We start from the raw sequence: 14758 nt of genomic DNA, 5'->3' as shown, positions 1-14758 counted from the left end.
CTGCACAATCGATCAGTACGAATGATTCATTGGGTTCGACTCATCAAGGAGCGACTTTAAGCGAAAGGCGAAGCGAATCACAAAACCCGTCTCAGGATCTTTCAAATCCTTCCCCAGAAGCTGCTCGCATTTATCGAGCCGATAGATAACTGTGTTTCGGTGAATAAACAGTTTCTTAGCAGTTTCTGATATCTGGCAATTCGATTCAAAAAAGACAATCAGGGTATGAAACAATTCCTTATCTTCTTCCCTTTCCGGAAATGCCAGCCCTTGAAAGGTTTCACAGTACAGCTTGTTCAAGTCATCCATCGGAACCATACGCAGAAGATCGGAGAAACCCTTCGACTGATAGATTTGAATAAATTTACGACGCCCGGAACGCAGGCCTGCCTGCAGTGCATCGACCGCCGACTGATACGCGCGCGGCAAATCGGAAAAATCCACATGGACGTTGCTGACACCGAATGATAAGGTTTCAGAGAAGTATTGCTCAACTCGCTCTTGAACATGACGGAGATAAGGAGTCAATCGGCGTGAATCGTTTGTCCACCCCTCCCCAACATCAAGCAGACAGATGCAAAAGCTGTCTTTCACAAAACAGTAGCCGTGAAAAGGAAGATTTTCCATTTCTCCTTCAATAAACTCACTGACTTCATTTGTTTTCGTTCTGAATGTTGTAAAACTGATTCTGCTGTCATCAAGATCAAGTTTCCCAACAACGGCAATCATCTTCTGCTCATCAGACATACCGAACTCTCGTGCCCGATTAATGATTCCATCTTTGGAACTAAATTCACCTGCAACAAGCTTTGATAAGTAGGCATCGCGTATTTTTCGTTCACTCTGCCTTAACGCCTCATCCTTCATGAGTTCGAAGGCAAGGACATTAGCCGCCTGCTCAATAGTCAGTACCATGATTCGTTCTTCTTGAGGGACAAATCCCTCTATAATCAAAAAGTGACGCTTCATCCTATACGTATAAAGAGGAAACAATGTAAATACTTGACGCGTTTTTGTAACGCAAAAAGCATTGTAAGGTTCCTTCATTTGCGCAAAGGATGAGCCTAGTTGTCTGAGTATACGAAAACGGTCCGTTCCATCTTTTTCACTCGCATCACTCGAAGCTGCGATTGGTTTGAAAAACGTGTCCAGAAGTGCGGTAGGACAGCCAATGATTTTCGACAAGTCCAGTAAAAGGCGTTCAACTCCCTCGCCATTCATAATGTGGTTGGAAAATTGCTGATGCGTATCAATGGCAAGCTGTAATTCTTCCGTACGAGCGTGAAGGATAGAAGTCAGTGTTTGATTAACGATATCAACCAATGGAATGCGATTTGGAATAAAGATCAAGGGAAAGTTAATCTGATCGGCAAGTTCGATCACTTCATTTGGTACCCCATTCATGAAACGATCCGTTTTGATGCCAAGCGCCGCGCAGCCCTTCACTGCCATTTTATCGACAAGTTCAAGAAAGAAATCATCCTGATTCTGCAAATGATATCCGGAAGTAACGAGCCAGTCGTTCGGCTTCAGATAATCAATAATATCCGGCGCATCCATCATATTAATGTTGCGAATTTCTCTTTCTCCGCCTTTTTCTCCTGCAATCCATTTAAATCCTTTAAAAACGGGTTCGGAAAAAATATCGCGCACTTTCAAAACAAACACTCCTATCCACATCCTTGTTACTCATCATTGAACCATTTTTCGAATGTTTTGTCGATTGTGCATCAAAAAAGGGTTATCAAAACAATTTGTTTCGCAGAAAAACGCGCCTTATTTTGCACAATCAAAGACGCGTTTGCTTTCTATAATGCGAATCAACATTCTCTTCTGATTAATTGGCCTTCTCCCGATGCTCCAACCACTGCTCCGTTCACCGCAATCACTTGACCGCGTAAAACAGTGCAGGTGGGTAGCCCCACTCCTTTATAACCGATAAATGCGGACTGTTTATTTAAATAAGCTAACTGATCTTCCTTAATTTCCCACTCAATTTTGGGATCAACAAGAACAAAATCAGCATCATATCCCGGAATCAGTTCGCCCTTTCGCGTTTGCATACCAAAAATTTCCGCTGGATTTCGCGACATTATTCTTGCAAGAATGGTTGGAGACCACCCTCTTTTCTTTAGTTCGTGAAACATAACCTGCAAGCTTGTTTGAACGCCGCTAATCCCGCCCCATGCTTTAAAGGAACCTTCGGATTCCGATTTTTCTTTCGGCGCGCAGGGAGAATGATCACTCGCGATTAAATCTAAAGTACCGTCTTGCACATAACTCCACAGCGCCTCGCTCGCCTCCTTACTTCTTAGCGGAGGGGCACATTTAAAATACATTCCTTCTTTAAGAAAATGCTCCGCATTGAAAACCAAGTAGTGCGGACAAGTTTCAGCGGTAATCGGAACGCCTTCATATTTAGCGCGTTTGATCGCTTCGGCGACTGATGGATGCGACACATGGCAAATATGCACACGTGTGCCGATTTCGCGCGACAGCTCGATAATTGATTGTACGGCGATTAACTCAGCAGCCACAGGTCTTGCCTGCAAGTAGTCTTCTCGCGATACGCGCCCGCTCTTAACAGCAGCTGCTTCATTATAAGAAATGATGCCGAAATCTTCACAATGAAACCCGGCAAGTCCATGAAACTTCTTTATCATCGCAAGTCCCTTTCGTACCCTGCCGTAATCAAGTGATGTATAATCGCTTGATACAGGAGCAAGAAATGATTTAAACGATGTCACGCCGCATTCATTTAATTCATTAAGTTTATCAAGGTTATCATCAATCATTCCGCCCCAGAATGCATAATCGATATACGCCTTATTCTTTAACAGCCGATGTTTTCGTTCAAAAATGGTTCGATCCGTTAGTGCCGGATCATTCTGAAGCGGCATATCGACAACAGTCGTCACTCCTCCAAGCGCGGCAGCCTGCGTCGCATGAGAAAAGTCTTCACGCCATTCGAAACCAGGATCATTAAAATGCACATGCGCGTCAATAAATCCCGGGAAAAGAAAGGCATGATCTGCATCGATGAATGAATGGGCGGGTTCGGCCGTATCCGCTGGCAGCAGTGCCGCGATTTTTTCTCCGCTCACTGCGACACTGCCTGAAAAAACACAGTCAGCGCTAATAATGTTTGCATTTCTTACAATTAAATCAAACAAAGGGCGTCACTCCCGTTTATTCATTCACTTCAATTAACTTGCTGTCTATTTTTTTAAGTAAGCTGGTTGTAGAATAACTGCTCAATGCCGGCACTTTTTTAATGTTTTTATTTGCCTTCATGAAATTCCCCATAACGCTCGCACTGTCGGTAAAATCTTTATTCCAAGCCATCGAATAATTATTTTTTGCCATGATTCTTTGTGCGTCACTCGTTGAAATTTTAATCTTTTTCGCAACTATTTCCGCAGCTTCATCCGGATGTTCATTAATAAATGCGGTTGCCTTTTTTAGCGCACGTAGAAATTTCACCGCTTGATCAGGATGCTGTTTATAAAATTGAGCAGACACTGCCGCTGTCATATAAAAATTGAGCCAATTAACATCGCCTTGTTTATCCGGCAAATATGATTTTTTACCCGTAAACAGTATCTTCCCTCCAGCGGCAACTGCTTTTCCTACCCAAGGCTCCCATACGGCTATAGCGTCCACATTGCCTTTTTCAAGAGCAGTCAGCTGATCGGCGGCTTGCAGATTGACGAATTTAATCTTGCTGTAATCGACACCAAGCTCCTTGCACATACTCTGGATCGCAATAATGACTCCCGATCCGGTGGTAGCACCAATTTTCAAGTTTTCGAGATCTTTAGCAGATTTTATTTTCAAACCTTTACGAGCAACAATACTTTGCGTATTTCCGGCATTAGCGAGCGGAGCAATTAATTTTGCATGGACACCATTGGCCGCTACCGAAATATTATTGTAAATGGATCCGAAAATCACTTGAGCACTGCCGCTTGAAATGAGCGAAGCGTTCTGATCTGGGCCAGCCATAAGATGATTTTTCACCTTCAAGCCCTCTTCCTTAAAATAGCCTTTTTCTTGAGCAATGATTTGTTGACCCGAGACTTGCGGATCAAGTTCTCCGTAAGCCTGAATAACATTTGAATTTTTACTTGATGAATTCCCCGATTTATTTGATGATGCGCATCCCGCCGTAAACACAGAGATAACGAGCAGCAATATAATTGCTAAGATGAGTGATTTATGCTTCATAAATGGTTTCATTTTTGTGATTTCCCCTTTTTCATTTCAGCGTTCAACTGCACTTTGAATTCCGTCCTTTTTCCAGCGAAAGAGAACAGATTCCAAAAATAACAAAATATAATTAAACAGTGTATAAAGCAACCCAATTAGCATACATGACATGAACATGTCATCTAGCTTAAACCAGTTTCTTGCATTGACAATAATAAAACCAAGCCCCTCACTTGATCCCATCATTTCAGCAACAATCAATGCGCCGAAGGCAAGAGCAAGACTGATTCGCATTCCGACAAAAACATTAGGAAGAGCCGCTCGTAAAATAACACGGGTAAAAATTTGATAACGCGTTGCTCCTAAAGTCATCGCGCTCCGGATCCATGTGGGATTGACATTTTTTATACCATCCATCGTGTACGTCAAAACAGGTAAAAAAGTCGCGTAGGCAATCAGCATAACCTTCGACAGCTCACTGATTCCAAACCAGATCATGAAGATTGGAAGAAAAGCAAACACAGGAATCGGACCAAGCATGTTGAGCACAGGACTAATCAAATCGTTGGACAGTCTCGATTGGCTCATCATAATGCCGAGAAGAACACCGACGAGTGAGCCAAACGCAAATCCGAGCAGCACTCGAATGACACTGGCACCGATCGCTTGAATCAGCGTCCCATCGAGCAGATAATCCCATGTTGTATGTAAAACAATCATTGGCGATGGAAAGAATTGAGGATTGAACCAAATAAAATGTGCATTGATAGCACTGAAAAATTGCCAAAGTATTAAAAATACAATTAATGAAAGTGCCTGAATAAATTTTGAATGATTTTTTCGATTGACACGTTTACCTGACGCCATTGATTTTTTGGCGACAGCCTGAATTGGGCCTTTCGTCAATTCATCAATCATTATGTCACCCCTAGCCTTATCACTTGATCTTTCTTATAATGCACACGTGAAGTAATGCGTCAATCCAGAACAAGTTCATCATGTTCAAACAATACTTTTTCGAATTTCTTTGTATAATCCATGAACTGAGGTGCATGAACGGAGCGAGGACGCTCTATTTCAATTTTTTCATCCAAGCAAACACTGCCTTCTTTCAACACAATGACTCGATCTGCCAAGTAGACAGCCTCGGCAATGCTGTGGGTAATAAACAGGATCGTTTTTTTGGTCTCTTTCCAAATGCGCAGTATTTCAATCCGCATCTTTTCCCGTGTCATCGCATCAAGCGCACCGAGTGGCTCGTCCATCAAAAGCAGCTGTGGATTCGTAGCTAATGCTCTTGCAATGCCAACTCTTTGAGCCATACCTCCTGAGAGACTGGAGGGAAATACCTTTTCATAACCTTCAAGATCTACCATTTTAATCAGACGTTTTGAAATACGATAGGCATCCTTATTTTTTAGCGCCTTGGGACCGAATGCGACATTATCTAAGATGTTATACCACGGAAATAAGCCGTGATCTTGAAACACAACACCTCTTTGTGACGAAGGTTTTGAAACGAACTGTCCATTGACACTTATTTCACCCTTATCCGGCTTAATAAATCCCGCCAACAAATTTAACAAAGTCGATTTTCCACAACCGCTGTGACCGAGCACACAAACAAATTCATTCTCGTTGATCTCAAAACTCACATCATTAAGAACATATTTTCCAGCGTCACCATAGGATTTAAAAAGATTCCTCACATTAACAAACGGCACTTTTCTACCTCCTTCGTTTCAATTTTCTCCTCAATTTTTCATCACTCATATTTCAAATCAATTGTCTAATAAATCATAAATTAATAATAATTCCAACAGCACATGCATGTCATTATACATAACACACAAAATATGAATATACTATTGTGTAACTTATACATACATATATTGTTAAGTAATTTAACGATTAACAGCATTAAAAAAACCTCTGAGTCGCAGATCATTTATTCACTGCACACTCATAAGGCTTTATAAATGAATTGTTATCAATTATGTTTAGATGGTTTTAATATATTGGAGCAGCTTTCTGTCCGTCCCATAGCCTGAAACAAAGGACAAACCAAGCGGGCGCCCACAATCATTGAGCGGAACGGTCACTTGCGGCAGCCCGGACACTCCGGCGATACAGGTCAGTTTCATCGTTCGGGCACGCACTTTTTCGCTCTCTTCAAAGCTGGCATCGCGTTTCGGCGCCGATCCATATGTGGTTGGAATGATCAGCACACCATCAGCGCGGAGAAATGTCCGAAGCTTATCAGTGAACTGTTGTTTCAGCATCGCCGCATGATGATAGGCATCATCTTTTCTCATTTTTGAAGCCGCAATAAAACGTCCTCCTACATCTTTAGCGAAGTGCGGATGATACTGCTCAATCCAAGTTCCATGCGACTGCCAGGCCTCATAGCCTTGCAAGATCCGAAAGGTTTCCGCAAGCTCGTCAGGTGCTGGTTCTGAGAGTGAAACATTTTTTAACTGCTCATTCGAAAAATGTTGATCAATAAACGTACGCAGCGCTTCTTGAGTAGACTCGGAATCAACTTGGTTCCAAGCTTCATTTAAAAGATAGAAACGTTGAAACGGTGCTGTAGATTCTGATTCAGGGAGCAGACATCGGCCCACTCGTTCGAGAATTTCCGCATCCCGAGCCATCCAGCCGACCGTGTCAAAGCTTGGTGCAAGTGGAACAACACCTTGCGCATGCGACGGACGGATGCCGAACAAGCCGCAATATGCGGACGGTATGCGCACCGAGCCGCCCGTATCGGTGCCAATTGCAAAGTCGACCGCTCCGGAAGCCGTTGCAACGGCGGACCCGCTTGATGATCCACCGGAGAAAGCATCTGGTACACGGGGATTAATCGTCGGCGGATAATGAATATTATCTCCCTTAAGGCTGTACATCAGTTCATCAGTTACCGTCATGCCGCGCAGACTTGCTCCCTGATCCAATAAACGATGAATAACCGGAGCGTGATTTCTTGCTGCCGAATGCGTTTTTCCCCAAAGCGGATTACCGGCGCTGTTCACATGCCCCTTCACGGCAAATAGATCCTTTGCTGCGAATACCAACTCGTTGAGTCTGCCGCTGCCTGTAGGTAATATGTTCATTCCATCTCGTATAAAAGCACCAAATGTTTTTTGCATGTCCAAAATCGAGCCTCCCCAAAGCAAACAATTCCATCATGATCAGAATAATTGAAAACAGCAGCTTTGTCATGATTGAATATGCACAGGCGCTGCTGTTCTATTTAGGCAAAGTGACCATTCTGCCGGCCAGAGGATTGCAGTCTACGGTCACCTTCCTCGATAACGTCGCTAAGTTCTCATACTTTTGTCTGTACGTAATTTTAGCATGCACCTCTCGACGATTCATCTCTTGGCCGTCCGTAAGAATTTATAAGGGGGAGCAGCTAAGAAAACTCGGTACTATACTGCTGAGTTGAAACAACAGTTTGGATTTTTTTTAATGCCTACACCTTGAATCAGCTCCTTGCAGCACCAGTATGCGGGATACTGATCATGATTTAGCGGAGGTACAAATGGTTCTTTAAACAAAAATATAAATTTCCAAAATTTATTAAGCCAAAGAAACTTTTCAAACAATCATATCAACGCAAAAAAATCAAGCAAACACGAAACAGATATTTAAAATGCCTCAAATTAGCGATTCTTCGTTTCTGAGCCACGAGTACCCTTCCTGAGACCATTAAACCGGTGACCATCAAGCATCGTTTACCGACTAATACCATGCCATTCTTTTTGTTGAAAGTAAAAACCAAACCTTCACGAAGACGAACGAATCTATTGGGTTTGGTGTTGGTGTTTCCGGTATTCACATTTGGACAGTTTAAATTCGCCTTCGTTGACAAAGTTTCATATAATGGACACATATTCACGTTTTTCATAGATTAGAAAATGCTCAAAAAGATAATTTTATCATTGACTAAATTTTCCCACTGAGCGGAGGAGAAAGATGAACAACGACATGGATACTAACAATCAGCCGCTTGCTATTAAAGCGACCGGATTAGTTAAATGTTTCGGCAAACATCGTGCAGTGAACGGGATTGATCTGGCCATCCCGCAAGGCACAGTATACGGTTTTCTCGGACCGAATGGCGCTGGAAAAACAACGACCATGAAAATACTGGCCACCTTGCTGAAACCTGATGAAGGTCAGGCTAAGGTTATGGGGCATGATTTAATCAAGGAAGCGGATGCTGTTCGCAGCCGAGTCAGTCTAACCGGGCAGTTCGCTTCCGTCGATGAAGACTTAAACGGAATTGAAAATTTGATTTTGATCGCGCGATTGATGGGCTACCCTTCGCGATCTGCAAAAAAACGGGCATCTGAAATACTTGAGGCATTCGGTTTGCAGGATGCGGCAAAACGCCAAGTTAAAAAATATTCAGGCGGCATGAGACGGCGTTTAGATATTGCAGCCAGTATGATTGTACGACCGGATCTGCTTTTCTTGGATGAGCCGACAACAGGACTTGATCCGCGCAGCCGCAATCAGATTTGGGATATTGTACGTGCACTCGTCAGTACGGGAACAACGGTCTTATTATCCACACAATATCTGGATGAGGCAGATCAGCTTGCCGACCGGATCGCTGTTATCGATCATGGAAAAATTATTGCCGAAGGAACAAGCGGTGAACTCAAGGCATCGGTTGGATCAGGAGTGCTTCATGTTCGGCTTCTCGATCCGTCAACGCGCGACCGGGCACAGCAGCTTCTCTCAGAAGCGCTCAGCGCTCCGGTGCATCTGTCTTCCGATCCTGTCGCCCTTTCCGCGCAGCTTACAAGAACAAAGGCTGCTTCAGAGGCACTTGCCGCGCTCGATGCAAACCAAATTGAAGTCAGCCAATTTTCGCTTGGTCAGCCAAGTCTCGACGAAGTGTTCCTCACACTGACTGGTAAACGAGCGGACAGTGAAAAGCAGAAGGAAGGTGCGAAATCATGAGCGAGGAACAGAGTATGACCAAAATGCGTGCTGCACTTGTTGAACAAGAACGTCCACCGTGTCCAAACGGAATCGCAACATCGCTTGCCTTCGCTTGGCGCGCTCTTCTGAAAATTAAATACATTCCGGAACAGCTGCTCGATGTCACTTTTTTCCCAGTGATGTTTACGTTAATGTTTACTTATTTATTCGGCGGTGCGCTCGCCGGATCAACGAGTCAGTACTTACAGTTCCTGATTCCCGGAATCCTGGTCCAGACGGTCGTCTTCACCACGGTGTATACCGGTGTTTCTTTGAATGACGATATCTCCAAAGGAACCTTCGACCGTTTTCGATCGCTGCCAATTTGGAGCCCATCGCCATTAGTCGGTGCACTGATCGCGGATACGGTGCGTTACATGATTGCTTCAATAATCGTGATCATCTTGGGATTGATCTTAGGATTTCGTCCGACCGGCAGTATCCTTGGAATAATCGCAGGTATCGTTCTCGTCCTAATCTTCGCGTTCAGTTTATCCTGGATTTTTACGGTCATCGGACTGATTCTGCAAACATCGAAAGCGGTAATGGGCATCAGCATGACACTTCTGTTCCCGGTCACATTTGCCAGCAATATTTTTGTCGATCCGGCGACCATGCCCGGCTGGCTGCGCACGGCAGTCAACATCAATCCGGTGTCGTTGCTGACCACCGCCGTTCGCGCTTTGATGGGCGGTCACACTGCTTTTACAGAAATCGTTTGGGTACTTATCGCCTCGGCAGTGCTGATGCTCATTTTTTCACCCATAACCATGTATCTCTACCGAAATAAACACTGAAATGTGAAAGAATGCGAAGCCGTTTTCACGGTCGCATCCTTTTTATTATAAGCGACTCGAGTGAGCGGACACCGTCAGCCTTTTCCGACCATAGAGCGAGAACATTGCACCGTAAATGATCATACCGAGAAAAGCAATGGTTCCAAGAATGACAAAGGTCCATGAATAGCCAAACCAAACCGTCATCGGTATGGCAAGCGGAGCGAGCGATCGTCCGAGTGAAAAACGCAAGCCTGATGCTGCAAAATATTGAGCACGTAACTGCTTCGGTGCCAGCTTGGCGATGAAGCTGTCTTGAACACCGACAGTCATCAGCTCAGCCCAAGAGAAAAGCACAATGCAGAAGAGCAGCAGCCAGATGTTCGATGTCGAACCCATTAGAATCATAGCTATACCGTAGCACAATGCAGAGCCCATGAACACACTGCTCTCGCGATATTTCGTCATCCATTTGGTTACAATGACCGTCAGAAGTGCTACGCAGAGTCCGTTCATCGATACCATGACACTGAACAGGTTTCTTCCACTCATCTTCACTTGCCAGTCCCCAAACGAAAACAAAGTCTGAAGCGGCACCTTGTCGGTTGTATACACCGCAATCAGCATATCAAGCTGCAAGAATGTCTGAGCGACCAGAACGCCTGCCAATATGTAAAGTAGAAAAACGTGATCCGTGAAAATCACCCGATAATCACTCAGCTGAGCGACCAAATGCTTCATCCAGCTTGACTTTATCCCTCGATGAATTTCCCGCTCGGCTTGTGGTGCCGTCTCATGAATCCAGTGCTGAAGTGCCCAAATTAATCCGGCACTCACGACGGTACAGATGATCAAAAACAGAAAACGTTCATTAAAAAAGAAGATCGCCCCCAGCAGCGGCCCAATGACAACCGTCACGTTAATCGACGTATAAAACACCGCAAACACACCCGCCCGATGTCGCTCAGGAACGACATCGGCAATCATCGCGCTGCTCGCCGGCCAGTACAGCTGCCCGAACAAACCAAGCCATGAAAAGCTGATGAAGGTCAGCCATGGCGAAACAAGCCACGGTGAATTCGCAAAGGCGAAAAAAGCGAAACATACCGTCTGGCCAATTGCAGAAAAGACCATCATCCGTTTTCGCCCAAAATGATCGGCGCAGTAGCCGCCGAATAATCCGATCACTACGCCAAGAACCTGCGAAAGAATCAGTAGCAGTCCGGCCATTTCCGGACCGAAATGCTCAGAAAAATAGATCGACATAAATGGAAAATACATCCAGTAAAGAATATTAAATAGTCCTTCACCGATCAGCCGAACCTTTAAATTTATATCCCAATCACGCCATTTCATGAAATAAACCACCTTTACGACAAATAAAAAAAGAGTCCGAGCACAGCACCAAAGTGCCAGGCAGCAGACTCTTCTCATTTAAAAGTCATGTTACTTTACTGGCACAGCTACCTTGCAGGCAACTCTCCATATGTTTTCGCGGGCAAATCAATCGCGGGTGTGATTGTACTAATTCGTTTGTCGTTGAGAAAATCATAACCGTTTTGCCCAGCCATGTTCAACCCTCATTTTTTAATAATTGACTCTGTCAAATTTGGCTTTTGTTCTCCGCCTCAGCCAAGTGCATCAACCAGACACGTCGCAAGTATGACCCGTGATCCTTCTCGCGCAGGCGTCTCGCATCTTCCGCTCAAGCGGTGGAGCGGCAAAGCAACCTTTATTTAAACAGAGCTAAATGATCAATAAATAGATACATTCTGATTAAAGAGCAGTTCTTGCATTATACTTCAATTGGCTTCAAATAACAATTGGTGATCATCAACTTTTGCCTAACCGCTAAAAGCACATTGTTCACACAAGAAAAAACAGCTGGTCGTTTTCGCTCGAAACAGCTGCATTGTTTACGATCTTCTGTTGAAAATACGGTTCAATCAAAGCTGGGCTCAGCCACTTTTAAATGATCAGGCCTCTGCAATGAATTGTTCCACATCAAGATTAAATGCGCGAAGCAAGCGCAAAGTGATCAGCCCTGGTTTCCCATCACCGACGGACTGGTCGTCAATCCGGATGACTGGGGTGACACGCACACCGGTGCTGGTAATAAATGCTTCATCCGCATTCCGTAATTCTTCTGTTGTGTATGTACGTTCCTCAACCGGGATACCGAGCCGTTCCGCAAGTTCCAGCACAAAGATACGCGTGATCCCATTTAAGATGAAATGATCGGCAGGATGGGTAATCAACACGCCGTCCTTAACTATAAATGCATTGCATGTTGTGCCCTCAGTAACCACACCGTCACGATGAAGAATCGCATCATCGGATCCTTGTTCAAATGCCTCTTGATTGGCAAGCACATTGCCGAGCAGATTCAGTGTTTTAATATCGCAGCGCAGCCAGCGGATATCATCGAGAAGACTGACTTTAATACCGTCTGCATGCAAATCCTCATCTTTTGATGCTGCTTCGACGCTTCCGGTCAGCACACAGTCAATCTTCTGCTCCGGAAAACGGTGTTTCCGTGCAATCGCGCCTCTGGTAATCTGAAAATACACATAGCCGTAATCTATTTGATTTTCTCGAATCAACCTGTCCAGATTCTCGGCCAGATGATTCGTATCATATGGGAGTGAAAGTCTCAGCTCGCGTGCACTCCGATTCAATCGTTTCATATGTAGATCAAGCAGGAACATTTTCCCATTATAAACACGAAGTGCCTCATAAATGCCGTCACCGAACTGATAGCCGCGATCCTCCATGTCTACCTTGCCTTGTTCTCTCCTGAGAAACGAATCATTATACAGAATTGTACTCATATTCCCTGTCCCCTTCCTTATTGAAGCTTTTTTGCCGAACTGCACATCGCATCAATAAACGTGATTCACTCTCAGCTCATTATAACTTGCGTGAAGCCCGCGCCACAACTACAAATATTGTGTCAATTCTACATAAAAAAACAGAGACAGTAAGTTGTCTCCGACTGATGTGCCCTATTTAGATTATACGAGTACTTCTTTTAAAATCGGATCATCATGCAAAATTCTGTGTGCAAGCTCTCGATAGTCGGCTACATGTAAGAATGTATAACGCATCGGTTTCATTTCAGGTGCACGGTCGATCGCCATATCAAAATCATCCATCGTCATGCCGACCGTTTTAGCGAATGTGAAGAAACCTGTATCTTGAAGCACTTTCGTAATTCGTTCATAGCGATGATTCTGAACCTTGCTCATCAGATAGGTAGCAACACCGACTTGAATGCCGTGCAGCTGCGGTTTCTTCGAGTAAGTATCAAGTGCATGAGAAATCAGATGCTCGCTGCCGCTGGTCGGCGCACTGCTCCCGGCAATCTCCATTGAAATCCCGGCCATAGTGAGCGAATCGACCAATTCTTTTAGAAATAGGTCGTCTCGAATCGTACCGAAATCGGTGCGAACGAAACTGTTGACTGCCTTCTTCGAGAGCATCATCGCACAATCGTCCACGCGCGTGCGTCCGTTCTGTTCTTCAAAAATCCAATCCTCAGCCGCAGTAATTTTCGATACAAGGTCGCCGACTCCCGAATAAATAAAGCATTCCGGCGCATTTTTAACGACATCAATGTCAATCAAAATTCCATATGGCATTTTCGCATGTACAGAAATGCGGCGGCCATGAATCGTCAGGGAAGTGTTTGAACTTGAAAATCCATCGTTGGATGTCGAAGTCGGAACACTGATAAACGGCCATTTCCGCAGCAAGGCAGTGTACTTTGCCGCGTCCAGCGCTTTCCCTCCGCCAATACCGATCACCGCCTCAGTCTGAAACGGTAATTGAAAGGCGTGATCAACAACACTGTCAATATCAATGTCGCTGACCTCTTTTGTTTCAAGAACCTCAATTCCGGACGCTTTCATCGATCCGAATACTTTCTCACCAAGCATTTCTGTTAGGCCCATACCAAAGAAAATAACAACTTTCTTAAATTGGTGACGGCTGAGCAGCCGTCCGATTTCCGCCATATTTCCTTTACGAACATCAAGCAATGAAGGAACTACAATCTGATGATTATCGGCTCCCATTAATTATGGCCTCCTCATGAGTATCTAGGAACTGCTCTATATCTTTAAAATTATTGATGGCAACATAATCTTTATTTTCCTGATCGAGCAGCGGTTGAAGCTTTCCCTTGGCAAAGACCGTATCAGCCAGCATGGCAGCCTTCAAGTCCGGAAGACTGTCTCCGGCAAAAAAAACAGTATCATAATCCTTCATCAAGTCGCGCGCCAGTTTTTGCTTGTCAATCCCGTAAAGTTCGGAAAAATAGGGTCCGTTCGGATCGGGGCGCAACTGTATGCCTCTATTCTCATAGACGCCGGGATTGGAATAAATTTTCACTCCTGTTATACCCTGTTTTTCAAAAATTCGTTTAATGTAGTAGTCTGTACCAGCACTAATGACAACAAAATCACCGCCAAGTTTCTTGACCTGTTCAATAACCTCTTTTGCATCTGGATCAAAAGGAACAGCATCAATATCTTCGTCAATCTGAGTTTGATCACGATCTATAGAACGGAACAAACGGCTTAAATACTCAAGGTCAGTCATGACTTTCTTATCCCAGTCATCGTAGAGTTTCTGGCGCTGGTCCGCAAAGTGGCGGTCAATGATGACGTGAAAAAAGTCTTTATCAGATAAAGTGCCGTCAAAGTCGGAAAGAAAGAGGAAAGATTTTGCCATATAATAATGCTCCTTTTTTCATTCTGTTATATTACAGAAATAGT

The 14758-nt window shown here is 44.3% G+C and carries 13 protein-coding genes; 3 read left to right on the top strand and 10 right to left on the bottom strand.

Annotation, left to right across the window (positions count from 1 at the left end):
- Nucleotides 1-12: 12 nt before the first annotated feature.
- From NIE88_RS14310 to NIE88_RS14285, 6 genes are all read right to left on the bottom strand, one after another.
- On the bottom strand, nt 13-1653 hold the full coding sequence (locus NIE88_RS14310; RefSeq protein ID WP_253063172.1) for a PucR family transcriptional regulator: 1641 nt from the start codon (nt 1651-1653) through the stop codon (nt 13-15).
- Nucleotides 1654-1820: 167 nt separating this feature from the next.
- On the bottom strand, nt 1821-3173 hold the full coding sequence (allB, locus tag NIE88_RS14305) for an allantoinase AllB (protein ID WP_253063114.1): 1353 nt from the start codon (nt 3171-3173) through the stop codon (nt 1821-1823).
- A 16-nt stretch (nt 3174-3189) separates the two neighbouring features.
- Entirely contained in the window at nt 3190-4239 is a 1050-nt protein-coding gene (locus tag NIE88_RS14300) for an ABC transporter substrate-binding protein (RefSeq protein ID WP_253063113.1), read from the bottom strand.
- Nucleotides 4240-4263: 24 nt separating this feature from the next.
- Complete coding sequence (locus NIE88_RS14295) at nt 4264-5127, bottom strand: ABC transporter permease (RefSeq protein WP_253063112.1); 864 nt, start codon at nt 5125-5127, stop codon at nt 4264-4266.
- A gap of 59 nt (nt 5128-5186) precedes the next feature.
- Nucleotides 5187-5933 (bottom strand): ABC transporter ATP-binding protein, encoded by a 747-nt coding sequence (locus NIE88_RS14290; protein ID WP_253063111.1) that lies wholly within the window; start codon nt 5931-5933, stop codon nt 5187-5189.
- A gap of 276 nt (nt 5934-6209) precedes the next feature.
- Nucleotides 6210-7358: an amidase gene (locus NIE88_RS14285; RefSeq protein WP_253063170.1), complete on the bottom strand. Its 1149-nt coding sequence runs from the start codon at nt 7356-7358 to the stop codon at nt 6210-6212.
- 38 nt (nt 7359-7396) lie between these two features.
- On the opposite strand from NIE88_RS14285, the gene NIE88_RS14280 reads away from it, so the two are divergent.
- The 3 genes from NIE88_RS14280 (at nt 7397) to NIE88_RS14270 (ending at nt 10001) form a co-directional block, all read left to right on the top strand.
- Nucleotides 7397-7657 carry a hypothetical protein gene (locus NIE88_RS14280; RefSeq protein WP_253063110.1) on the top strand — a complete coding sequence of 87 codons (261 nt, stop codon included), beginning with the start codon at nt 7397-7399 and terminating at the stop codon, nt 7655-7657.
- Nucleotides 7658-8187: 530 nt separating this feature from the next.
- Nucleotides 8188-9183: an ATP-binding cassette domain-containing protein gene (locus NIE88_RS14275; RefSeq protein ID WP_253063109.1), complete on the top strand. Its 996-nt coding sequence runs from the start codon at nt 8188-8190 to the stop codon at nt 9181-9183.
- Nucleotides 9180-10001: an ABC transporter permease gene (locus NIE88_RS14270; protein WP_253063108.1), complete on the top strand. Its 822-nt coding sequence runs from the start codon at nt 9180-9182 to the stop codon at nt 9999-10001. Before NIE88_RS14275 ends, NIE88_RS14270 begins: the two co-directional genes overlap by 4 nt.
- Before the next feature lie 45 nt (nt 10002-10046).
- On the opposite strand, the gene NIE88_RS14265 is transcribed toward NIE88_RS14270, so the two are convergent.
- The 4 genes from NIE88_RS14265 to NIE88_RS14250 form a co-directional block, all read right to left on the bottom strand.
- On the bottom strand, nt 10047-11336 hold the full coding sequence (locus NIE88_RS14265; RefSeq protein ID WP_253063107.1) for an MDR family MFS transporter: 1290 nt from the start codon (nt 11334-11336) through the stop codon (nt 10047-10049).
- Between the two features lie 620 nt (nt 11337-11956).
- A complete protein-coding gene (gene dat / locus NIE88_RS14260) occupies nt 11957-12811 on the bottom strand; it encodes a D-amino-acid transaminase (protein WP_253063106.1) in 855 nt (284 codons plus the stop codon).
- 183 nt (nt 12812-12994) lie between these two features.
- On the bottom strand, nt 12995-14056 hold the full coding sequence (locus NIE88_RS14255; protein WP_253063104.1) for an iron-containing alcohol dehydrogenase family protein: 1062 nt from the start codon (nt 14054-14056) through the stop codon (nt 12995-12997).
- Nucleotides 14043-14714 carry an MtnX-like HAD-IB family phosphatase gene (locus tag NIE88_RS14250; RefSeq protein WP_253063102.1) on the bottom strand — a complete coding sequence of 224 codons (672 nt, stop codon included), beginning with the start codon at nt 14712-14714 and terminating at the stop codon, nt 14043-14045. Before NIE88_RS14250 ends, NIE88_RS14255 begins: the two co-directional genes overlap by 14 nt.
- Between the last annotated feature and the right edge of the window lie 44 nt (nt 14715-14758).

It is taken from the genome of Sporolactobacillus shoreicorticis (assembly GCF_024125445.1).
Taxonomy (GTDB): Bacteria; Bacillota; Bacilli; order Bacillales; family Sporolactobacillaceae; genus Sporolactobacillus; species Sporolactobacillus shoreicorticis.
Note: the sequence above shows the minus strand (reverse complement) of the source record. Positions and strands in the feature narration are given on the sequence as shown.

Excerpts from the sequence above, each read along its gene's own strand:
- NIE88_RS14285 (WP_253063170.1), bottom strand. The coding sequence starts at position 7,358 with ATGCAAAAAACATTTGGTGCTTTTATACGAGATGGAATGAACATATTA.
- NIE88_RS14295 (WP_253063112.1), bottom strand. The coding sequence starts at position 5,127 with ATGATTGATGAATTGACGAAAGGCCCAATTCAGGCTGTCGCCAAAAAA.
- NIE88_RS14300 (WP_253063113.1), bottom strand. The coding sequence starts at position 4,239 with ATGAAACCATTTATGAAGCATAAATCACTCATCTTAGCAATTATATTG.
- dat (WP_253063106.1), bottom strand. The coding sequence starts at position 12,811 with ATGAGTACAATTCTGTATAATGATTCGTTTCTCAGGAGAGAACAAGGC.
- NIE88_RS14270 (WP_253063108.1), top strand. The coding sequence starts at position 9,180 with ATGAGCGAGGAACAGAGTATGACCAAAATGCGTGCTGCACTTGTTGAA.
- NIE88_RS14265 (WP_253063107.1), bottom strand. The coding sequence starts at position 11,336 with ATGAAATGGCGTGATTGGGATATAAATTTAAAGGTTCGGCTGATCGGT.
- NIE88_RS14280 (WP_253063110.1), top strand. The coding sequence starts at position 7,397 with ATGATCAGAATAATTGAAAACAGCAGCTTTGTCATGATTGAATATGCA.
- NIE88_RS14275 (WP_253063109.1), top strand. The coding sequence starts at position 8,188 with ATGAACAACGACATGGATACTAACAATCAGCCGCTTGCTATTAAAGCG.
- NIE88_RS14255 (WP_253063104.1), bottom strand. The coding sequence starts at position 14,056 with ATGGGAGCCGATAATCATCAGATTGTAGTTCCTTCATTGCTTGATGTT.
- NIE88_RS14250 (WP_253063102.1), bottom strand. The coding sequence starts at position 14,714 with ATGGCAAAATCTTTCCTCTTTCTTTCCGACTTTGACGGCACTTTATCT.